This is a genomic window from Phenylobacterium sp. (assembly GCF_030698145.1).
GTDB lineage: Bacteria > Pseudomonadota > Alphaproteobacteria > Caulobacterales > Caulobacteraceae > Phenylobacterium.
Genome location: NZ_JAUYNW010000092.1, coordinates 40,577 through 61,667, shown reverse-complemented (window position 1 = coordinate 61,667; position 21,091 = coordinate 40,577). Strand labels below are relative to the sequence as shown.

General features: G+C 68.1%; 19 protein-coding genes and 1 tRNA gene. 12 read left to right on the top strand and 8 right to left on the bottom strand.

What is annotated here, in order from left to right; genetic code table 11:
- The first annotated feature begins 33 nt into the window (after positions 1 to 33).
- The 4 genes from Q8Q77_RS14100 to Q8Q77_RS14085 all read left to right on the top strand — a co-directional run bounded on the left by Q8Q77_RS14100 (position 34) and on the right by Q8Q77_RS14085 (position 4,606).
- The gene (locus tag Q8Q77_RS14100; protein WP_305584252.1) at positions 34 to 2,382 is read left to right on the top strand and encodes a penicillin acylase family protein; all 2,349 of its coding nucleotides are present in this window, start codon (positions 34 to 36) and stop codon (positions 2,380 to 2,382) included.
- A 112-nt stretch (positions 2,383 to 2,494) separates the two neighbouring features.
- Positions 2,495 to 2,836 carry a ferredoxin FdxA gene (gene fdxA / locus Q8Q77_RS14095; protein ID WP_305584251.1) on the top strand — a complete coding sequence of 114 codons (342 nt, stop codon included), beginning with the start codon at positions 2,495 to 2,497 and terminating at the stop codon, positions 2,834 to 2,836.
- A 288-nt stretch (positions 2,837 to 3,124) separates the two neighbouring features.
- The gene (locus Q8Q77_RS14090; RefSeq protein WP_305584250.1) at positions 3,125 to 3,634 is read left to right on the top strand and encodes a CarD family transcriptional regulator; all 510 of its coding nucleotides are present in this window, start codon (positions 3,125 to 3,127) and stop codon (positions 3,632 to 3,634) included.
- Between the two features lie 93 nt (positions 3,635 to 3,727).
- A complete protein-coding gene (locus Q8Q77_RS14085; protein ID WP_305584249.1) occupies positions 3,728 to 4,606 on the top strand; it encodes an alpha/beta hydrolase in 879 nt (292 codons plus the stop codon).
- A 7-nt stretch (positions 4,607 to 4,613) separates the two neighbouring features.
- Here the strand turns inward: Q8Q77_RS14085 and Q8Q77_RS14080 are convergent, their stop codons facing one another.
- Together Q8Q77_RS14080 and Q8Q77_RS14075 are read right to left on the bottom strand one after the other, a co-directional pair.
- Positions 4,614 to 5,399 (bottom strand): CAP domain-containing protein, encoded by a 786-nt coding sequence (locus Q8Q77_RS14080; protein ID WP_305584248.1) that lies wholly within the window; start codon positions 5,397 to 5,399, stop codon positions 4,614 to 4,616.
- A 148-nt stretch (positions 5,400 to 5,547) separates the two neighbouring features.
- Complete coding sequence (locus Q8Q77_RS14075) at positions 5,548 to 6,855, bottom strand: dicarboxylate/amino acid:cation symporter (protein ID WP_305584247.1); 1,308 nt, start codon at positions 6,853 to 6,855, stop codon at positions 5,548 to 5,550.
- Between the two features lie 139 nt (positions 6,856 to 6,994).
- On the opposite strand from Q8Q77_RS14075, the gene Q8Q77_RS14070 reads away from it, so the two are divergent.
- Positions 6,995 to 7,342, top strand: a complete 348-nt coding sequence (locus Q8Q77_RS14070; protein WP_305584246.1) for a PilZ domain-containing protein — start codon at positions 6,995 to 6,997, stop codon at positions 7,340 to 7,342.
- Positions 7,343 to 7,349: 7 nt separating this feature from the next.
- Here Q8Q77_RS14070 and Q8Q77_RS14065 read toward each other — a convergent pair whose 3' ends face one another.
- A complete protein-coding gene (locus Q8Q77_RS14065) occupies positions 7,350 to 7,694 on the bottom strand; it encodes a PilZ domain-containing protein (protein ID WP_305584245.1) in 345 nt (114 codons plus the stop codon).
- Positions 7,695 to 8,030: 336 nt separating this feature from the next.
- Here Q8Q77_RS14065 and Q8Q77_RS14060 point away from each other — a divergent pair.
- Positions 8,031 to 8,107, top strand: a tRNA-Arg gene (locus Q8Q77_RS14060).
- 36 nt (positions 8,108 to 8,143) lie between these two features.
- Here the strand turns inward: Q8Q77_RS14060 and Q8Q77_RS14055 are convergent.
- Both Q8Q77_RS14055 and Q8Q77_RS14050 read right to left on the bottom strand, forming a co-directional pair.
- Entirely contained in the window at positions 8,144 to 10,303 is a 2,160-nt protein-coding gene (locus Q8Q77_RS14055; protein ID WP_305584244.1) for a malate synthase G, read from the bottom strand.
- A gap of 161 nt (positions 10,304 to 10,464) precedes the next feature.
- On the bottom strand, positions 10,465 to 11,877 hold the full coding sequence (locus tag Q8Q77_RS14050; protein WP_305584243.1) for a short-chain fatty acyl-CoA regulator family protein: 1,413 nt from the start codon (positions 11,875 to 11,877) through the stop codon (positions 10,465 to 10,467).
- A gap of 159 nt (positions 11,878 to 12,036) precedes the next feature.
- Between Q8Q77_RS14050 and Q8Q77_RS14045 the strand changes: the two genes are divergently transcribed.
- From Q8Q77_RS14045 to Q8Q77_RS14035, 3 genes are all read left to right on the top strand, one after another.
- Positions 12,037 to 13,629, top strand: coding sequence for an isocitrate lyase (locus Q8Q77_RS14045; RefSeq protein ID WP_305584242.1), 1,593 nt, complete (start codon positions 12,037 to 12,039; stop codon positions 13,627 to 13,629).
- A 356-nt stretch (positions 13,630 to 13,985) separates the two neighbouring features.
- Positions 13,986 to 14,300, top strand: a complete 315-nt coding sequence (locus tag Q8Q77_RS14040; protein ID WP_305584241.1) for a helix-turn-helix domain-containing protein — start codon at positions 13,986 to 13,988, stop codon at positions 14,298 to 14,300.
- Positions 14,301 to 14,460: 160 nt separating this feature from the next.
- Positions 14,461 to 14,895: a helix-turn-helix domain-containing protein gene (locus Q8Q77_RS14035; RefSeq protein ID WP_371130459.1), complete on the top strand. Its 435-nt coding sequence runs from the start codon at positions 14,461 to 14,463 to the stop codon at positions 14,893 to 14,895.
- Between the two features lie 98 nt (positions 14,896 to 14,993).
- Here Q8Q77_RS14035 and Q8Q77_RS14030 read toward each other — a convergent pair whose 3' ends face one another.
- From Q8Q77_RS14030 to Q8Q77_RS14020, 3 genes are all read right to left on the bottom strand, one after another.
- The gene (locus Q8Q77_RS14030) at positions 14,994 to 16,871 is read right to left on the bottom strand and encodes an ATP-binding protein (protein ID WP_305584239.1); all 1,878 of its coding nucleotides are present in this window, start codon (positions 16,869 to 16,871) and stop codon (positions 14,994 to 14,996) included.
- Between the two features lie 200 nt (positions 16,872 to 17,071).
- The gene (locus Q8Q77_RS14025) at positions 17,072 to 17,275 is read right to left on the bottom strand and encodes a cold-shock protein (protein WP_305584238.1); all 204 of its coding nucleotides are present in this window, start codon (positions 17,273 to 17,275) and stop codon (positions 17,072 to 17,074) included.
- Between the two features lie 200 nt (positions 17,276 to 17,475).
- A complete protein-coding gene (locus Q8Q77_RS14020; protein ID WP_305584237.1) occupies positions 17,476 to 17,958 on the bottom strand; it encodes a TlpA disulfide reductase family protein in 483 nt (160 codons plus the stop codon).
- A 144-nt stretch (positions 17,959 to 18,102) separates the two neighbouring features.
- Here Q8Q77_RS14020 and argH point away from each other — a divergent pair, with 144 nt between their 5' ends.
- The 3 genes from argH to lysA are packed head-to-tail and all read left to right on the top strand — an operon-like array spanning position 18,103 to position 21,091.
- On the top strand, positions 18,103 to 19,536 hold the full coding sequence (gene argH / locus Q8Q77_RS14015) for an argininosuccinate lyase (RefSeq protein ID WP_305584235.1): 1,434 nt from the start codon (positions 18,103 to 18,105) through the stop codon (positions 19,534 to 19,536).
- On the top strand, positions 19,533 to 19,811 hold the full coding sequence (locus Q8Q77_RS14010; RefSeq protein ID WP_305584233.1) for a hypothetical protein: 279 nt from the start codon (positions 19,533 to 19,535) through the stop codon (positions 19,809 to 19,811). Before argH ends, Q8Q77_RS14010 begins: the two co-directional genes overlap by 4 nt.
- A complete protein-coding gene (gene lysA, locus Q8Q77_RS14005; RefSeq protein WP_305584231.1) occupies positions 19,808 to 21,091 on the top strand; it encodes a diaminopimelate decarboxylase in 1,284 nt (427 codons plus the stop codon). Before Q8Q77_RS14010 ends, lysA begins: the two co-directional genes overlap by 4 nt.

The window sequence follows — 21,091 nt, the reverse complement described above, 5'->3', positions numbered from 1 at the left end:
GTCGACCTGGGATCCGTCGCCTAGCGTGGCCGCATGAAACAGATCGCCGCCGCCGCATTCGCCGCCCTGGTCTCCACGTCGGCGGCCGCGGCGCCTCCGGTCGAGCCGCACGCGGTGGCGGGCCTCGCACAACCGGCCGAGATCCGGATCGACCGGTGGGGCATCAGCCACATCTATGCGGGCAGCGTGCGCGACGCCTTCTTCCTGCAGGGCTACAACGTCGCCCGCGACCGGCTTTGGCAGGTGGACCTGTGGCGCAAGCGGGGCCTGGGCCTGCTGGCCAAGGACTTCGGCCCGTCCTATGTGGCCCAGGACCGGGCTGCGCGGCTGTTCCTCTATCGCGGCGACATGGCCCAGGAGTGGACGTCCTACGGGCCCGGCGCCCAGGACAACACCGAGGCGTTCGTCGCCGGCCTCAACGCCTTCGTCACCGAGATCCGCACGGGCAAGCGCCCCTTGCCCATGGAGTTCCAGATCGCGGGCTCGACACCCGATCTCTGGGCGGCGCAGGACGTGGTCCGCATCCGCAGCCACGGCCTAACCCGCAACGTCCCCAACGAGGTCGGCCGGGCCCGCATCGCCTGCGCCGCGGGGCTTGAGGCCACCCGGCTTTACCGAAATCTCGAACCCAGGTGGGAGACCAGGATCCCCGAGGGCCTCGACCCCTGCGACATCCCGGCCGACGTGCTGGACGACTACCAGCTCGGCTCAAGCGGGGTGAAGTTCTCGGGCCCGGCGGCCAAGACCGCCATGCTGGAGATTCCGCCCGACGCGATCGGCTCCAACAACTGGACGGTCGCCGGATCGCGCACCGCCACCGGCCGGCCGATCCTGGCCAATGACCCGCACCGCGAGCATGGCGCGCCGTCGCTGCGCTACATCGTGCACCTGGAGGCGCCGGGCTTCTCGGTGATCGGCGCCGGCGAGCCCGCCCTGCCCGGGGTCTCCATCGGCCACAACGGAACCATCGCCTTTGGCCTGACCATCTTCCCGGCCGATCAGGAAGACCTCTACGTCTACGAAACCCAGGGCGAGGCCTATCGCTACAAGGGCGCGTGGGAGCCGATGCGGACCGTGGTCGAGGAGATCGCCGTCAAGGGCGAAGCCCTGCCCCGCAAGGTGTCGCTGAAGTTCACCCGCCATGGTCCGGTGCTGAAGGAGGACGCCGCCAAGGGCCGCGCCTTCGCCCTGCGCAGCGTCTGGGGCGAGCCCGGAACCTCGGCCTATTTCGGCTCCACGGGCTACATGACCGCCAAGACCTGGGACGGCTACAAGGCGGCGCTCGCCAACTGGGCCACGCCCTCGGTGAACCAGGTCTATGCCGACACCTCGGGCCATACCGGCTGGGTCGCGGCCGCCCGCGTGCCGGCGCGGCCGAACTGGGACGGCCTCGCCCCGGTTCCCGGCGACGGGCGCTATGAGTGGAAGGGCTTCCTCACCCAGGACCAGCTTCCCAGCCAGGCCGATCCCGCCAGCGGCTGGTTCGCCTCCGCCAACCAGATGAACCTGCCCGACGGCTATCCATACGCCGAGCGCAAGGTCGGCTTCGAATGGACCAACGGCGCGCGCATGGCGCGGATCGCCGAGGTCCTGGCCGCCAAGTCCAAGCTGACGCTGGCCGACGCCATGGCCCTGCAGACCGATCCCTACGACATCACCTCGCGGCGAATGTTCGCCCTGCTGGCGCCGCTGCGAACCGACGAGCCCAAGCTCTCGGCCGCCCTGGACCTGCTGGGGGCCTGGGACCACCGCACGGCGGCCGACAGCGCCGGGGCGGCGCTTTATGAGGTCTGGATCACCAAGCACCTGGGCCGCGCCACCGTGGCCCGCGCGACGCCGGCGGCGGCCCGCACCCTGCTCGGAAACGGCGACACCGCCGCGGTCATGGCCCTGCTGGAGCACCCCGACGCGAGCCTGCCGCCCGCGGCCCGTGACGCGGCCCTGCGCGAGAGCCTGGTCGCGGCCTATGACGAGGTGGCCGCCAAGCTGGGCCCGGACCCCAAGGCCTGGACCTGGGGCGGCCTGCACCATGCCCGCTTCGAACACGCCCTGACACCGCTCGCCTCCACCGCCCAGCGCCCGTCGCTGGCGGTGGGCCCCGCGCCCATGGCCGGGACCAGCCTGTCACCCCTGGCCGCCACCTGGCGGCCGGACGACTACCGCGTGACGGCCGGGGCCTCGTTCCGGATGGTGCTGGACGTGGGGGCCTGGGACAACAGCATGACCATCAATGCGCCCGGCCAGTCGGGCGATCCGACCAGCCCGCATTTCGGCGATCTGTTCCCGCTGTGGGTCACGGGCCAGTACGTGCCGCTGAGCTATTCCCGCCAGGCGGTGGAGGCCGTGACCGAGCGCGTGCTGACGCTGACGCCCAAGAATTGAGCCGGCCCTATCGGGGCTTGCAGATATCCTGGCGCCCAGCGCCATTGACATTGACCGGCCGGAGCCGGAAAAACCGCCGCCCAACGAGAGCGGCCGGAGCCCCATTTCCGCGATGACCTATATCGTCACCGACGCCTGCATCAAATGTAAGTTCATGGACTGCGTCGAGGTCTGTCCGGTGGACTGCTTCTACGAGGGCGAGAACTTTCTGGCGATCAATCCGGACGAATGCATCGACTGCGGGGTCTGCGAGCCCGAGTGTCCTGTGGACGCCATCAAGCCTGACACCGAGGACGAACCGGACTCGAAATGGCTGCGGATCAACACCGACTTCGCCAAGGTCTGGCCGAACATCACGGTAAAGGGCACGCCTCCGGCGGACGCGGAGGCTTTCGAGCGCGAAACCGGTAAATTCGAGAAGTATTTTAGCGAAAAGCCGGGCCGCGGGTCCTGATCTGGCCCGCCCGGGCCCGGAAACCGGGCGCCAAGCCTTTCAATCGGCTGAATTTTATGCTATCGTCATAGCTGACGTAGCGAGAGCGCTTACGCGCGCTGCGTCGTTTCTGCAGAAGAGCCGTCCCGGCCGACGTACGCCTTGCATAGGCGAAGGGTGTCTTAGAGGTCTAATCCGTTCCTCCTGGGGTAAGGCGCCGCGCGGTTTTCGCGGAGGGTGTCCTTTGTCCTGTGGTGCAATGGTTAAGATGTCTTAACGGGTTCGGCCAAGTCGAAAGGACTTGAACGAATGAGCAAGACCGGTCTGGAATTCTCCATCGGCGATCATGTCGTCTATCCGGCCCATGGCGTGGGTCAGGTGCAGGGGATCGAAACCCAGGAAGTCGCCGGCTATTCGCTCGAAGTCTACGTCATCACTTTCGATCATGAGAAAATGACGCTGCGGGTTCCCACCGCCAAGGCCCGCACCGCCGGCCTGCGCTCGCTTGCCGAGGGCAATGTGGTCAACCAGGCGCTCACCACGCTCAAGGGCCGCGCCCGCGTGAAGCGCACCATGTGGTCGCGCCGCGCCCAGGAATACGAAGCCAAGATCAACTCCGGCGACCTGATCTCGATCGCCGAGGTGGTCCGCGACCTGCACCGCGCCGAGAACCAGCCGGAACAGTCCTATTCGGAACGCCAGCTCTATGAGTCGGCCCTGGACCGCATGGCCCGCGAAGTCGCTGCGATCGAGCGCATCGACCGCGACGCCGCCATCGGCATCCTGAACAAGAACCTGATCAAGGCCGTCGCCGCCTAGGGCGCCAGTCCCTATCGAGCTTTCGACGCCCGGCGCTTGCGCCGGGCGTTTTCGTTTGGGCAGGATCGGCCCACGAATCCTTTGGAGCCCGCCATGACCGCCGCCAGCGTCGTCGCCCTCGCAGCCGCAGCCACGGCGGCCACCGCCCCCATCAGCTACAGCGACCTGCTGGCGCGCGAACGGCCGCTCGCCGACGCGCGCATCGCCTATGGCCAGGACCCGCTGCAGTTTGGCGAGCTCTGGCTGCCCAAGGGCGCGGGACCGCACCCGGTCGTGGCGATCATCCATGGCGGCTGCTGGCGCGCCGACCTGCCGGGGCTGGAGCTGATGGACTACGCCGCGGCCGACCTGCGGGCCGCGGGCAAGGCGGTCTGGAACATCGAGTACCGCAGGATCGGCCACCCGGGCGGCGGCTATCCGGGCACCTTCCTGGATGTGGCCCAGGGCCTGGACCACCTGAAGGCCCTGGCCGGCCCGCACCGGCTCGACCTGGGCCGCGCCGTGGTCTCGGGGCATTCGGCGGGCGGGCATCTGGCGGTATGGGCCCTGGCCCGGCCCAGGCTATCGAAGGACAGCCCGCTGTCGGCGCTGGAACCCGTGAAGCTGCGCGGGGCCGTAGCCCTGGCCGGCATCATCGACCTGGAGGCCTATCACGCCGACGGCCCCGACGCCTGCGGCGGGCCCGGCACGATCGACGCCCCGGTGGGCGCGCCGGACCGCGAGGGCGATGTCTATGCCGACACCTCGCCGCCCCGACTGCTGCCGCTAGGCGCGCGTCAGGTGATCGTGTCGGGCGATCTCGATCCTATCGTTCCCAGCCGCTTCGGCGCCGGCTATGGCGCGGCCGCCAAGGCCGTCGGGGATCCCGCCACGGTGATCGACCTGCCGGCGGCTGGCCATTTCGAGCTGATCGATCCGACCGCGCCGGCCTGGCTGCGCATCCGCGCCGAGATCGAAGCCCTGCTCGACTGAACCTGGCTCAGATCCTGACGAAGATCGGGCCCCAGAGCACCTCGTAGCGGCGCCCTTCCAGGCGGCGCTTGGGGCGGAGTTGATAGACGCCAGGCGCCAGGATCGGCGCAGGATCGGCGGCGAGGTTGGCGGCGTCCTTGGTGTCGACCGGATCGCTGACCGTGAAGCTGTCGACACGGGGGCTGGCCTGCGAGATCGCGCCGGCCAGGTCGGCCTCCCGACCCAGGCGGAAGGGCAGGGGCGCGCCGAGTTCGCCGTCGGCCCTCGAATAGAGCCCCACGGCATAGGTGCGCTCGCCGCGCACCGCCACGCCGAAGCCGAAGCGCGAATGGGTGGCGCGCAGCAGGTTGGTCCAGTGGGGCGGGCTCTTGCGCCAGATGGTCATCAGGTCGTCGGCCGTGGCCGGCTCGGCGGCGCGCCGATAGGCGATGTTCTCGCTGGCCGAGCCGATCAGTCGGCGGGCCAGGATGCTGACCCGGTGGCTGGGATCGAACCCCTCCGGGCTCAGGTGTTCGACATAGGCGCGTCCGGCGAGGTCGGCGGCGTGGGCGCGCGCGGCCAGGGCCAGTTCGTCGCTCCAGGCGCAGGCCGGCGCGCCCTGCTCGGCGCGCGCGGCGTTGGTCAGGGTCACGATGCGTCGCTCGGCCGCGGCGTTGAAACGCCCGCCGCCGGCGTCGGCCAGACGGGCGCGCAGGCGGACCTCGTAGTCCAGCCAGGACTGGCCGGTTTCGGCGGCGAAGGCGGGGGCGGCGACAAGGCCGGTCAGGCCCGCAAGCAGGGTCCGGCGTCCCATGAGGACGCCCGCTGACGGCGAATGGATCGCGCGACGGTCCACGGGAAGAACACTCCGCCTGGTCTTGAGGCCTCAGGCGGCGGCGCCGAAGGACCTGATAACGGGTAAGAGCCTACCGGGAGGGGTTGGCATAAGGATTAACGCGCGCTCAATCGGCTTCAGCCGGAAGCACGGCCCCGCCCGGCGCCGCCGCGCCAGGGCCCTTGTCGAGCTCATAGGCCAGGGTTTCGCGGTCGAGATCGCCTTCCCAGCGGGCGATCACCAGGGTCGCCACCCCGTTGCCGACCAGGTTGGTCAGGGCGCGGCACTCGCTCATGAACCGGTCCACCCCGACCAGCAGGGCCAGCGCCGCGGGCGGGATGTCGGGGACCACGGCCAGGGTGGCGGCCAGCGTGATGAACCCGGCCCCGGTCACGCCGCTGGCGCCCTTGGAGGTCAGCATGGCCACCGCCAGCAGGGTCAGCTCCTGGGTCAGGCTCAGGTCGATATTGGTCGCCTGGGCCAGGAACAGGGTGGCCAGGGTCATGTAGATATTGGTGCCGTCGAGATTGAACGAATAGCCGGTGGGGATCACCAGGCCGACCGTGGTCTTGCCTGCGCCCAGGCGCTGCATCTTGTCGATCATCTGCGGCAGGACAGATTCCGACGAGGAGGTGCCGAGCACGATCAGCAGCTCCTCACGGATGTAGGCCAGGAACTTCAGGATCGAGAATCCCGAGGCGCGCGCCACCAGGCCCAGGATCACCAGCACGAACAGCAGGGAGGTGCCGTAGAAGGTGGCGACCAGCGCCCCCAGCTTGACCAGGGCCTCCAGCCCGTACTTGCCGATGGTGAAGCCCATGGCCCCGAAGGCGCCGATGGGGGCGAGCCGCACCACCACATGGATCAGGGAGAAGAAAACCTTGGAGACGTCCTCCAGGACGCCGGCCACCTTGTCGCCGAATGTCCCCAGCCGCGAGCAGGCGAAGCCGGTGAGGATGGCGATCAGCAGCACCTGCAGCAGGTTCCCCTCGGCGAAGGCGCCGAAGAAGGCGTTGGGGATCAGGGAGAGCAGGTATTCCGCCAGGCTCTGGCCGTGGGCGGCCTTCTCCACGTAGCTGGCGGCCACGGTGGGATCGAGGGTCGCCGGATCGACATTGAATCCGGCGCCGGGCCTGACGAGGTTGCCCACCACCAGGCCCAGGACCAGCGCGAAGGTAGAGACCACCTCGAAATAGATCAGGGTCTTGGCGCCCAGCCGGCCGAAGGCCTTCATGTCGCCCATCCGGGCGATGCCCGAAACGATGGTGCAGAAGATCACCGGCGCCACGGCCATCTTGATCAGCTTAACGAAGCCGTCGCCCAGCGGCTTCAGCGCCACCCCGAGGTCCGGCCAGATCGCCCCGACGGCCACGCCGAGCGCGATGCCGACCAGGACCTGGACGTAAAGCAGCCGGAAATACCGCAGGAACGCCATGAAACCCCCCTCGCCGCCGACCCCGGCCGCGCGGCGGCGAACATAGGACGATCGCGCCGGCCTTGGCGAGGCTCGCCCTGCGGCAATCCGCGCGCGACCACTTAAGCTCACCTAAACCGTTCTCGTGTAGTCAAGCTTCGTGACCCACGCCCACGACTATCACGAACGCCGAGCCCACCCCCGCGTCGCGGCCAATTTCCGCGCGCGCGGCTTCTATGGTCCCGGCCACGGCCTGTGGGCCGACTGCACCATCGTCGACCTGAGCCAGGGGGGAGCGCGGCTGAAGATCGCCGCCATCTATCCCCTGCCCGCGCGCTTCATGCTGCTGCAGTTCGAGGGCGGCCTGGTCTACGAGGCGCGGCTGCGCTGGCGTCGCGGCGATCTCACCGGCGTGGCCTTCGACGGCAAGCATGACATCGCCACCTCGACCCGCGAGGGGCTCAGCGTCATCCGCGAGACCTGGGACGCGCTGCAAGGCGCCAAATAGCGCCGGCTCAGGTCGAGGCCACGGCCACCCAGATCGCGCGCAGCGCCTTCAGATCATCCTCGACGGCTCCCCGCAGGTCGTGGCGGCCTTCGAAACGCACCCCCAGCGTATCCCCGCGCCGCCAGGTGAGGCAGGCGTCGAACGCCGCGCCCTCACTCACATGGAGCAGGGCGAAATTGGGCGGCAGGGCTTGATCGGCGGGAACGCGGAGCATGGCGCCGCCTGTGGTCAGGTTGCGGATGCCGCAGTCGACCGAGATCACGTGCTTGGGACCGTAGCAGATCCGGCCGCGCAGAAGCGTCCGCTGCCTGACCAGCGCTCGTCGCTCGGCGCGGACGAAGGGTTCGGCCATGACGACAGGCTGACGAAGAATATTTTCCGTGACGTAAAGAGCGGCGGAAACGCTAGACGCCGCCCACCTTCTCGCTCATCGCCCAGACCGCGAGCGCGCTGAGGAAGCCCGAGAGGATCGCCACTCCAAGGGCGAGCATCCAACCCGGCAGATTGGGCCTGCTGCTATGCATCCTGGCCACTCCGAAACCCGTTTCGACAGGTCCATCCTGCGCTCACAGCGTCCCGGTGCGCAATTAAGACTTTCGACCAAGGCGCGAGCCCCCGGCCCGACTTGGCGCCGGACGGCGAACGTGGCATCGGTCTGCGAGATCACGGCGCTGCGGCGAAGTGGCATGGCCCGGTAGCTCAGCCGGATAGAGCAGCGCTTTCCTAAAGCGAAGGTCGGGGGTTCGAGTCCCTTCCGGGCCGCCATCCACTCGGACCGGCCAGCAGATGGGCGAAGCCCCCTCAGGCCGCGGTGAGCGCCGCGACCTGCGCCTTACGCTCCCGGCGGCGGCGGTGGAGGATATGCTCGGTGTAGCCGTTGGGCTGCGCGCGGCCTTCGAACACCAGTTCCAGCGCCGCCTGGTAGGCCACGCTGGCGGCCGGGTCGGGACTCATGGCCTGATAGACCGGGTCGCCGGCGTTCTGGGCGTCCACCACCTTGGCCATCCGGCTGAAGGTCTCGCGCACCTGGGCGTCCGTGCAGACCCCGTGATGCAGCCAGTTGGCGATGTGCTGGCTGGAGATGCGCAGGGTCGCGCGGTCCTCCATCAGGCCCACATCGTGGATGTCGGGGACCTTGGAGCAGCCGATGCCCTGGTCGATCCAGCGCACCACATAGCCCAGGATGCCCTGGGCGTTGTTGTCCAGCTCCTGCTGGATGTCGGCGGCGTTCCAGTTGGAGCGCGCCAGGGGCGGGGTCAGCAGGTCGTTGGTCCCGGTGGCCGCCGCCGTTCCCATCGCGGCCTGGAGCGCCGGGACGTCCACCTCATGATAGTGCAGGGCGTGCAGCACCGCCGCGGTCGGCGACGGGACCCAGGCGGTGTTGGCGCCGGCCTTGGGGTGGCCGATCTTGGCCGCCAGCATGGCCTGCATCTGATCGGGCGCGGCCCACATGCCCTTGCCGATCTGGGCGCGGCCGGGGAAGCCCGTGGCCAGGCCGATCTCGACGTTGCGCTTCTCGTAGGCCGGCAGCCAGGGTTCGGCCTTCATGGCGTCCTTGCGCACCACGGGGCCGGCTTCCATGGCGGTGTGGATCTCGTCGCCGGTGCGGTCGAGGAAGCCGGTGTTGATGAATACGATGCGGTTGCGCGCGGCGTGGATGCAGGCGGCGAGGTTGGCGCTGGTGCGGCGCTCCTCGTCCATGATGCCGATCTTGACGGTGTTGCGCGCCAGGCCCAGCGCGTCCTCGACCATGTCGAAAAGGCGCACGGCGAGCGCGACCTCGTCGGGGCCGTGCATCTTCGGCTTCACCACATAGACCGAGCCGGCCGGGCTGTTGCGCCGGGCGCCGTTCAGGTCGTGCAGGGCCGCGGTGACGGTGACCAGCGCATCGACCACCGTCTCGAAGACAGGCGCGCCGGTATAGCGGACGGCGTCGCTCGTCATGTGATGGCCGACATTGCGCACCAGCATCAGGCTGCGGCCGCGCAGGGTCAGGGCCGAGCCGTCGGGGGCGGTGTAGCGACGATCCTCCTCCAGGCGGCGGATCTCGGTGCGGCCGCCCTTGACCAGCTCGGCCGTCAGGTCGCCGCGCATCAGGCCCAGCCAGTTGCGGTAGACGCCGGTCTTGTCCTCGGCGTCAACGGCGGCCACCGAGTCCTCGCAGTCCTGGATGGCGGTGAGCGCCGCCTCGACCAGCACGTCGGCGACGCCGGCCGGATCGTCCTTGCCGATCGAGTGGTTCCGGTCGATCTGGATCTCGAAATGCAGGTCGTTGTGTTTCAGCAGGACGGCCGACGGCGCGTCTCGCTCCCCACGCCATCCGACGAACTGATCGGGGTTCGCCAACGTCGTGACGCTTCCGTCCTTCTGGGTCACCGTCAGGGCGACCCTGTCGAGCGCATATTGCGTCGCCTCGGCATGCGAGCCGCCGTGCAGCGGTGCAGCCCGGTCAAGGAATTCGCGGGCGAAGGCCACCACCTTGGCCCCGCGGACGGGGTCATAGCCCTTGCCCCCGGTCGGGGGCTCCAGGGCGTCGGTGCCGTAGAGGGCGTCATAGAGGCTGCCCCACCGGGCGTTGGCGGCGTTCAGGGCGAAGCGGCCGTTGGACACCGGCACCACCAGCTGCGGCCCGGCGACCTTGGCGATCTCCGGGTCGACGTTCCCAGTGGCGATCTGGAAGGGCGGCGGCTCAGGGAGCAGATAGCCGATCTCGCGCAGGAAGGCGGTCTGCTCGGCCACGTCGGTCGGGCGGCCGCGACGGTCGCGCCACCAGGCGTCGATCTGCGCCTGCAGCTCGTCACGGCGGGCCAGCAGGTCGGCGTTGCGCGGCGTGAAGTCGGCCAGGATCGCCTCCAGCGCCGCCCAGAACGCGCCGGGCGCGACGCCCGTGCCGGGTAGCAACTCCTGCTCCACAAAGGCGTGCAGGACGTCGTCGACCGAAAGGCTGCTGCTGATATCCATTGGCGTACCAAGTCCCCGACAAGCCAGTCCGAGGCCCGCCGTCGTGGCGGCGGACCAACTTTCTCCGGCGCCTTACTGCACGGAAGCGCGCCGCTTTAGAGCCCTTTGTGCGCCAAACGCAAGATCGGAGCCGATCGGAGGCAGGTTTTGCCCCAACCGCGTTAGCTGTCCGAAAACCCGAAGGGCGCGCTGGTGCGGCGGATGTCGTCGGGCAGGATCTGGCGGCCGATGGGCGGCGCCGAGCGCGCCGTGCACTCGGTGCGGTGGCACAGGCGGCAGGTGACCCCGATCGGCGTCGCCGCCTCCGCGCCTGAGGTAGGCCGGTTCTGGGTGTAGATCAGCCGCCCCGCGTGTTCCTCCGCGCAGCCCAGAGCGATGGCCCGCTCCACCCGCGGCGCGCCGAAGCCGCCGCCGCCGGCGGTCACCGTGCGGGCGATGGAGAAGAAGCGCTGGCCGTCCGGCAGCTCCAGCCACTGGGTGACGATCTCGCGCGGGGTGCGGAAGGCCTGGTGCACGGACCACAGCGGACAGCCGCCGCCGTGCCGGGCGAAGGGAAAGCCCGCGCCGTCCAGCCGCTTGGAGACATTGCCCGCCGGATCGACGCGGATGAAGAAGAAGGGCACCCGCTCCTGCCCGGGCTTCTGCAGGGTGGTGAGCCGGTGGGCGGTCTGCTCGAAGCTGGCGCCGAACTGGCGCGCCAGGGCCTCGACGTCGTAGCGCCGCGCCTCCACCGCACGCGCGAAGGCTGAATAGGGCATGAGGATCGCGGCGGCGGCATAGCTGGCCAGGGCCCGCCGGGTCAGGCGCTCGCCGCTCTCGGCCGCGAAGCTGCTCTCCCCCATCACCGCCTCGATATCCTCCCCCATCTCGAGATAGGCGAGCTGGAGCGCGAGCTGGAACCCCTGGCTGGCGGTGTCCAGTCCGTCGTCCAGCAGGACCTCCTTGCGGTGCCGGTCCAGCCTGCGCGTCGAGCCGACCATCACGCTGGAGGGCAGCCGCCGGACCCGCAGGTTGTGGCGCGTCCTCAGATAGCCGGCCATGTTGTCGTGGGCCGCCACGGCCTGGGCCAGGCGCTCGGCGGCGTCGTCCAGGCTTGGGAAGCTGTTGCGCCGCGCCGCCAGGAAGCGCCGCGACTCGGCGACGGGATCGGAGGCGTCGGAGTCGCCCTCGCCCAGCGACTCGGCGCTGCGGTCGGCGAGCGCGAGCTGCTCCTGGCGGTAGGCCGTGTAGAGCCGCAGCAGCGCCTCGGTCACCCCCGGGAAGTTGGTGGTGATATCGCCCATCTCCAGCGACGGCAGGTCGATGTCGGCGAACATCGGGTCCTTCAGGACCGCCTGCAGGCGCGCGGCGTCCTCCGACGCGCCGTCGCCGGCCAGGGCGCTCATGTCCATCTTGTAGGTCTGCGACAGGCGCAGCAGCAGTTCGGCGGTCAGCGGCCGGTGGTTGCGCTCCAGAAGCGCGATGTAGGAGGCCGAGACGTCTAGATCGGCGGCCATGTCCGCCTGGGTCAGCCCATTGTCGCGGCGAAGCCGGCGAAGGCTGGGACCCACATAGAGGCGGCGTTCGGTCGCCATGGCTGAACTCCGTGTACGTGTGATCCTTACATCATTACAGCCAATTTTTGTAAAGTCTTACATCCACACCTCGCACAGCCTTCCGCGCGGGGCGGTTCGCGCTGTACGGAGACGCCAAGCACCGGGTCCCAGTTCCCCGGCCGAACGCGGAAGAGGCACATGTCCTACCAAGATCACATCATCCAGATGGGCCAGCTCATCAACAGCAAGAACGAAGCGTGGACCGGCATCAACGCCGAATCCGTGGCTCGCATGCGCCTTCAGAACCGCTTCAAGACCGGCCTGGAGATCGCCCGCCACACCGCCGCGATCATGCGTAAGGACATGGCGGCCTATGACGCCGACTCCTCGAAGTACACCCAGTCGCTGGGCTGCTGGCACGGCTTCATCGGCCAGCAGAAGCTGATCTCGATCAAGAAGCACTTCGGCAACACCGACCGCCGCTACCTGTACCTGTCCGGCTGGATGGTCGCCGCCCTGCGCTCGGACTTCGGTCCCCTGCCCGACCAGTCGATGCACGAGAAGACCTCGGTGCCGGCGCTGATCGAAGAACTCTACACCTTCCTGCGCCAGGCCGACGCCCGCGAGCTGGGCGGCATGTTCCGTGAGATCGACGAAGCCCGGGCGGCCGGCGACAAGGCCAAGGAAAAGGCCCTGCTGGAAGCGGTCGACAACTATCAGACCCACGTGGTTCCGGTCATCGCCGACATCGACGCTGGCTTCGGTAATGCCGAGGCGACCTATCTGCTGGCCAAGAAGATGATTGAAGCCGGCGCCTGCGCGCTGCAGATCGAGAACCAGGTCTCCGACGAGAAGCAGTGCGGCCACCAGGACGGCAAGGTCACCGTCCCGCACGAGGACTTCCTCGCCAAGGTGCGCGCCTGCCGCTACGCCTTCCTCGAGCTGGGCGTGGAGGACGGCGTCATCGTCACCCGCACCGACTCGCTGGGCGCCGGCCTCACCAAGCAGATCGCTGTCAGCCATACGCCGGGCGACCTGGGCGACCAGTACAACAGCTTCCTCGACTGCGAGGAGATCACCCCGGACAAGCTCTCCAACGGCGACGTGATCATCAACCGCAACGGCAAGCTGCTGCGTCCCAAGCGCCTGCCCAGCAACCTCTTCCAGTTCCGGGAAGGCACCGGCGAGGACCGCTGCGTCCTGGACAGCATCACCTCGCTGCAGAACGGCGCGGACCTGCTGTGGATCGAGACCGAGAAGCCCCACGTCGAGCAGATCGCCGGCATGATGGACCGCGTTCGCGAGGTCATCCCCAACGCCAAGCTGGTCTACAACAACAGCCCGTCGTTCAACTGGACGCTCAACTTCCGCCAGCAGGTCTATGACGCCTACAAGGCCGCCGGTAAGGACGTGTCGGCCTATGACCGCGCCAAGCTGATGAGCGTGGACTACGACGGCACCGAACTGGCCGACGACGCCGACGAGCGCATCCGCACGTTCCAGGCCGACGGCGCCAAGCGGGCGGGCATCTTCCACCATCTGATCACGCTGCCGACCTATCACACGGCCGCGCTCAGCACGGACAACCTGGCCAAGGAGTACTTCGGCTCGCAAGGGATGCTGGGCTACGTGCTCAACGTCCAGCGCAAGGAGATCCGCGAAGGCATCGCCTGCGTGCGTCACCAGAACATGTCGGGTTCCGACATCGGCGACGATCACAAGGAATACTTCGCCGGCGAAGCGGCCCTGAAGGCCGGCGGCGCACACAATACGATGAACCAGTTCGCCTAAGGCCGACGATTCATCGACCAAGACTGACAGAGCGGCCCGGGGCATGACGCCTCGGGCCGCTCTTCTGTTTTCAGGCGACCCAATACCCCCTACGGTTCAGCCGTCGTTCACATGCAATCGTCGCATTTGTCCGGTAGCCGGCTGACAAGGCGGCGATAGGCGACATCCATGGCCCGACGGCGTTCGTACCTGCTTACGGACGAGGGTCGGCTGGGAACGGAAGGGGCCGGCTGGTGCTTCTCAGATTTGTCGGATGGTTCGCAACTTGCCTGTCGTTGGATGAGATGTGGACCGTGTGCCATTTCGACCACCTCTCTCTTGACGCCAACCCTTGACCCCAGCTTGCGATTGAAGCCATGCGCGACGACATCGACCTTCATCTGGCAAAGCGAGTTTTCCACCGTCGGCGGGAGCTCAACCTCACTCAACGCCAGCTGGGACAACTTTGCGGCGTGACGTTCCAACAGGTTCAAAAGTACGAGTGCGGCGCCAACCGGATCTCCGCCTCGATGATCTGGCGGCTGGCCGAAGCCCTGGACGTCCCGGTCCACTACTTCTATGACGGCCTTGAGAAATCGCACCTGAACGGCGCAAGTGTCGGCGAAGACTTGGCCGCCCAGCCGAAGACGTCGCCCCATCTCGGCCGGACCGGAGACGCGACAACCCGCTAATTGAACAACATGTTCGATGAACATGCTCGTCTATGGGCCTGGCTGAGGCGATGCGCGCACTTTTCAAAGCTGAAATATAAGCCTTAACTTCCTTCGAATCCTGAGCGATCCCCTCGGCGCGCTTGCTCCGCCTTCGGACGTTTTGGGTGAGGAGACGACGATGACTTTGGAGATTTCCAACAAGACCCCGGATCCCATGGACATTGCCCTTGGAGCCGCGGTGCGGATACGTCGCCGAACCATTGGCATGTCTCAGGAAGCCCTGGCCGAACAATGCGGCGTCAGCTTCCAGCAGATCCAGAAGTACGAGAACGGGGCCAACCGCATCTCCTTCTCTCGTCTGGTCCAGATCGCGCGCGCTCTACGCTGCCGGGTGGTCGACCTGATGGACGTGCTGGACACCTCCGGCGCGGAGATCGGCGGCGACATCGACATGCTCAGCCGGATCCGAACGCCCGGCGCCCTTGAGCTGCTGACCGCCTTCGAGCGCCTCCCCCCGGACGCGCGCGCCTCGCTGGTCAATCTGCTCAGGACCCTGACCGACACCGACGCCGGCACAGGCGCCCCTCGAACCCGCCAGCGCGAACTGGCCTAGACCATTTTCCGCCGAAATGGACACCGGTTCGGCGAAGAAAATGGTCTAAATTCAAAGAGGCTTGAGCAAAATCCGATCCAGTCGGATCGGATCCTACTCTAGGCCGCCTGCTCCGGCGCCATCGCCGCCGCGAGGCGTGAGATTTCGGCCAGCAGGGCGGCCGGTGAGATCGGCTTGGCCACATAGCCGTCCATTCCGGCGCGCCGATAGGACTCGATCTGCTCAGGCAGCACATTGGCGGTGGTCGCCACGATGGGCGTCTGACCGGTAGGACCAGGCAGGGCTCGGATCCGGAGCGCGGCTTCAACTCCGTCCATCACCGGCATCTGGATATCCATGAAGATGATGTCATAGGCGCCGGCGCTCGCCTGCTCGACGCCCTCGGAGCCGTCACGGGCGATCTCCACGTCGGCGCCCAACTCGGTCAGCATCCGCAGGGCGACCATGCGATTGGTGGGGTTGTCCTCCACCACCAGCACCCGTAGGCCGGTCAGCCAGGGGTCGGCCCTGACGGGCGCCGGCGCGGCGCAGGCCGGCGCGGCGATGTCGATCCAGAAGGTGGAGCCGGCGCCCTCGAGGCTCGTGAAGCCGATGCCCCCGCCCATGAGCTCGGCCAGCGCCTTGGTGACCGCCAGGCCCAGGCCCGAGCCGCCGAACCGCCGGGTGCTGGAGCCGTCGGCCTGCTGGAACCGGTCCAGGAGATTGGCCTGGGCTTCCATCGGAATTCCGACGCCGGTGTCGGAGACTTCGATTCGCAGGCGCTGGGCCGCGCCTTCCCCCGACGTCGCCAGGATGATCCTCACGCCGCCCTTCAAGGTGAACTTCACGGCGTTGCCGGCCAGGTTGAACAGCATCTGGCGCAGCCGCACGGGATCCAGCGACGCCCAGCCGAGGCTCTCGGGCGCGTTGATGGTGAGCGCGAGGCCGCGGGCGTCAGCGTCGGCCCGCAGCATGCCGATCACCACGTCGCCCTCGCGCGACAGGTCCAAGGGCTCAGCCGTCAACTGCAGGCCGCCACCCTCGATGCGCGAGAAGTCGATGATGTCGCCGAGCAGCTGCGACAGGGTCGAGCCGCAGGCCAGGGCCTCGTCCACCAGGACCTGGGCCGCGTCCGAAAGGGGTTCGCTCTTCAGGATGTGCAGCACACCCATCACGCCGTTCATCGGCGTGCGAATCTCGTGGCTTATATTGGCCAGGAACTCGGTCTTGGCCTGGACGGCGGCGAGCGCCGCGTCGCGGGCGCCGGCCAGTTCCGTAAAGTCCTGCGTGATCCCGAGCACGTCCCAGCCGCCGGACGGCAGGGGACGCACCCCACGCCAGGCAGTCCGGAATCTGCGCCACTCGCCGGTCTCGGCCTTGTGGCGATATGTGACGATGGCGGGTTCGCCCGCGCCGCGGACCCGGGCCCAAAGCGCCTCGACCTCGCCGCGGTCGTCAGGATGAATAAGGTCCTTGAACGCCGCCTCGCCCACCCGCAACAGGCCCGACCCGTCGGGCCGTCCGGTGACCAGTGGGTTGAGATCGTACTCGCGGGCGTCGGGGTCGAACCGCCAGACATAGACCCCCGCCGTCTCGCCCAGCAGTTCTGCGACCCGCCCGACCTTTTCGTTGTTCTCGGCGGCCTGGCGCTCGGTCGAAATGTCCTGGATCACCAGTAGGGCGCGTCCGTCGAAGGCTCGCTTGGCCCGGGTGCGCACCCAAAGCCAGTCGCCATCGGGAGCTGGGATGCGGTGGTCGAATATCGACGAGCCGTCGCGCCTCAAGCGCATCACCTGGTCGGCAATGTGCTGAGCCTCGTCGGGATGGTGGAGTTCGGCGTAGGGGCGGCCCAGGGTCTCGGCTTGCGACCAGCCGGACAGAGCGAACCAGGCGGGATTGGCCGACACGACCTTGCCGTGACTGACGACAACGAAAGCGTCGAGCGCATTTTCGAAGAACCAACCGGCGGCTTCGCCGTCCGTGGCTTCAGATTGCATGCCCCGTCCTCCCGCGGAGCCGCTTCTGGACCCCACGAGGCCATCACGCCGGAAAGCGGTAAACAGAGCCTTGCTGTAGCGAGGACCAGATCAAGGCAGGGGAGCGCCACAATGTCGCACTCCCGACAGTTTGACGTGCAACGGGCGCCGCCCCTTTCGAGATCGGCGCCCGCCCAACACTTAGAATGCGAAAACGCGCCTCAAACCTGCTTCAGGTCGACAGCCGCGTTCTTCCCGCGCTCTTCCTTCTCTTCGTAGCTGACCTTTTCGCCCTCGTTCAGGCCGCGCAACCCTGCCTTCTCAACGGCGGAGATGTGGACGAAGACGTCCTTGCCGCCGTCGTCGGGCTGGATGAAGCCGAAGCCCTTGGTGGCGTTGAACCACTTGACCGTACCTGTGGCCATATCCGTCTCCCTGACTCAGTAGTCCGCGTTGGGCTTGCGACGAGGATCGCCGACCGCCCGGTCTCCGTCTCAGTCGTCTGGGGAGCGGCTTGTTCGGTTCCGCGCGGAAAGCGAGGGAGGAAGAACGTCAGCAGGCCCAAATCGCCGATTGGGCCGAAGTCTGGCCATGGGCCAGGACCCCGGTCAACCGCAGCACCTGTTCAACTTTCCGCCAACACCTTGTCGATCAGGGCCTTGGCGTCCTTGCTCGACCAGTCGGCGCCACCGGCCAACCGGCCGCGCTCCACCCCGTCGGCGCCGTAGATCACCGTCGTCGGCATGCCCGCGGCGACCGGCTTGAAGGCGAACGGCAGGGCCATATTGGGGTCGTGATAGAAGTTGAGCGGCGCATGCTTGGCGATGAACATCCGAGCCTTGGCCTCGTCGTCGGGACGGTCGACGCTGATCGCCACCACTTCGACGTTCTGGCCCTCGTAATTCTTGGCGAGCTTGGCCAGGGTCGGCATCTCGATGATGCAGGGCGCACACCAAGTGGCCCACATATTGACCACCACGACCTTGCCGCGGAAGTCGGCGATGCGCCGGGTCTGGCCCTTGGCGTCGACGAAGCTGGTGGCCGGCGGAGGAGCGGCTTGGACCGGCAAGGCGAACTTGGCCATCTCGCCTTTCGCCAGCGCCTTCAAGTTCGTTTGCCCCTGGGGGTTTATGGAAGCCTGACCAATGATGTAGAGAACCGCGGCGACGCCTAGAACGGCGACGCCCCCCAGCACCCACCGTAGCGGGATCTTGGGGCCGCCGGGGCCACCTTCATCCGAACGCTCGCTCATATGACCGATAACTCCTCGCCTGCTTCGAAAGAGACCCAAGGTGGCCAAGCCCAGGGCGGGCAAGCCATGTGGGGCGGACGGTTTACGTCCAAACCGGCCGAACTGATGCAGGCGATCAACGTCTCCATCGGCTTCGACAAGCGGTTGGCCGCCCAGGACCTGGCGGGGTCGCGAGCGCACGCGGCGATGTTGCGCAAGCAAGGCGTGATTTCAAGCGAGGACGAGGCGGCCATCCAGGGCGGCCTCCAGGCCATCGAGGCCGAGATGGACGCCGGGACCTTCCCGTTCCGCGACGAATACGAAGACATCCACATGAACGTGGAGGCCCGGCTGCGCGAGCTGATCGGCGCCGCCGCCGGCCGGCTGCACACCGCGCGCTCGCGCAACGACCAGGTGGCGCTCGATTTCCGCCTCTGGGTCCGCGAGGCCTGCGACCGCACCGGCGACCAGATCCGCGATCTGCAGGCCGCTCTGCTGGCCAAGGCCGAGCCGCACGCCGCGACCCTGATGCCGGGCTTCACCCATCTGCAGCCGGCCCAGCCGGTGACCTTCGGCCACCACCTGATGGCCTATGTGGAGATGTTCGGCCGCGACGCCTCGCGCTTCGCCGACGCACGGGCCCGGATGAACGAATGCCCGCTGGGCGCCGCGGCCCTGGCCGGCTCGCCCTTCCCCATCGACCGCCACGCGACGGCGCAGGCGCTCGGCTTCGACGGCCCCACGGCCAATTCCCTCGACAGCGTCGCCGACCGCGATTTCGCCCTGGAGGCCCTGGCCGCGGCGACCATCTGCGCGGTCCACCTGTCGCGCCTGGCCGAGGAGATCGTGATCTGGATGACGCCGCAGTTCGGCTTCGTGAAGCTGTCGGACGCCTTCACCACCGGCTCGTCGATCATGCCACAGAAGAAAAATCCCGACGCCGCCGAGCTGATCCGCGCCAAGGTCGGCCGCCTGCTCGGGTCCTTCACCCAGCTCACCGTGGTGATGAAGGGCCTGCCGATGACCTACTCGAAGGACATGCAGGAGGACAAAGTCCCCACCTTCGAGGCCTTCGACGCGCTGGAACTCTCGCTGGCGGCCATGGCGGGCATGGTCGCCGACCTGGAACCCGTCGCCGAGAAGATGGCCGCCGCCGCCGGCGCCGGCTACTCGACCGCCACGGATCTGGCCGACTGGCTGGTGCGCGAACTGGACATGCCGTTCCGCGACGCTCACCACATCACCGGCGCGGCCGTGAAAAAGGCCGAGTCGCTGGGCTGTGATCTATCGGCCCTGCCGCTCGCAGATCTCCAGGCTCTGGAGCCAGCGATCACGGCAGGCGTTTTCGACGTGTTGACGCCCGCCGCTTCGGTCGCCAGCCGCAGAAGCTACGGCGGCGCCTCGCCGGAACAGGTTCGCGCCCAGATCGCGCGTTGGAAGGAGAAGCTGTCGTGACCCTTCGAGTCCTGACGATCGCCGCCCTCACGGGAACCCTGGCCCTGGCCGGCTGCGGCAAGATGGGGGCGCTGGAGCGTCCCGGCCCGATGATGGGCAAGGGCTCAGGCGCGGACGCCGGGTCCGACCCTGGCCGCGCCATCCGCACCGTCGATCCACGTAACCGTGACGACGCGCCGGTTCCGCCGCGCACCCAGCCGATCGATTCCAATCCCAGCGCCACGTCCAGCGCCCCGCAAGGCGCCCTGCCCGACCCCTACGCCCGGCCCAGATGAACCACTTCGAGCTCCACGGGGGCGAGCTCTTCTGCGAGGACGTATCGCTGAGCGCCCTCGCCGAGGCCGTCGGTACGCCGGTCTATGTCTATTCGACCGCGACGCTCGAGCGGCACTACACCGTGCTGCGCGACGCCCTGACGGCCGAGGGGATCCGCGGCGAGCACGGCGGCGATCCCCTGCTGGCCTTCGCCGTGAAGGCCAATTCCAATGTCGCGGTCCTCAAGACCCTGGCGAAGCTGGGAGCCGGCGCCGACACGGTCTCGGAAGGGGAGATCCGCCGTGCGCTGGCCGCCGGCATCCCCTCCGAAAAGATCGTCTTCTCCGGCGTCGGCAAGACCGCCGACGAAATCGCCTTCGCGCTCAAGGCCGGGGTCAGCGAGATCAACGTCGAATCCGAGCCCGAGATGGAGCTCGCCAGTCGGGTCGCCCAGTCGCTGGGAACCCGTGCGGTCATCGCCATCCGCGTCAATCCCGACGTCTCGGCCGGCGGCCACGCCAAGATCTCCACCGGCAAGGCCGACAACAAGTTCGGCGTCTCGTTCTCCGAGGCCGAGCGGCTCTACGCCAAGGCCTCCAACAACGCCGGCCTGAAGCCGGTGGGCGTCACCTGCCATATCGGCAGCCAGATCACCGACCTGGCGCCCATGGCCGAGGCCTTCACCAAGATGCGCGGCCTGGTCGAGCGCCTACGCGGCGAGGGTCTGGCGGTCGAGCGTCTGGATCTGGGCGGCGGCTTGGGGGTTCCCTATTTCAACCAGCCGACCCCGCCGGCGCCGGCCGAATACGCGCGGATGATCGCGAAGACGATGGCCGGGCTGGACGTGGGCTATTCCTTCGAGCCCGGCCGGATGATCGCGGCCAACGCCGGGGTCCTGCTGGCCCGTGTGCTGCACATCCACGAGCGGCCCGAGGGGCGGAAATTCGCCGTGCTTGACGCGGCCATGAACGACCTGATCCGCCCGGCCATGTACGACGCCTATCACGAGATCGTCCCGGTCAAGCCGCGCGCGGGCGAGCCGGTGGTCTATGACGTGGTCGGGCCCATCTGCGAGACCGGCGACACCTTCACCCGCGAGCGCGCCTTGCCGCCGCTGGAAGCGGGCGACCTCGCGGCCTTCCTCAGCGCCGGCGCCTACGGCGCGGTGATGTCCAGCGAGTACAACAGCCGCCTGCTGGCCCCCGAGGTTCTGGTGAAGGGATCGGACTACGCCGTGATCCGGCCGCGCCCGACCTATGAGGACATGCTGGCCCGGGAAGCCGCCGCGCCCTGGCTCTGA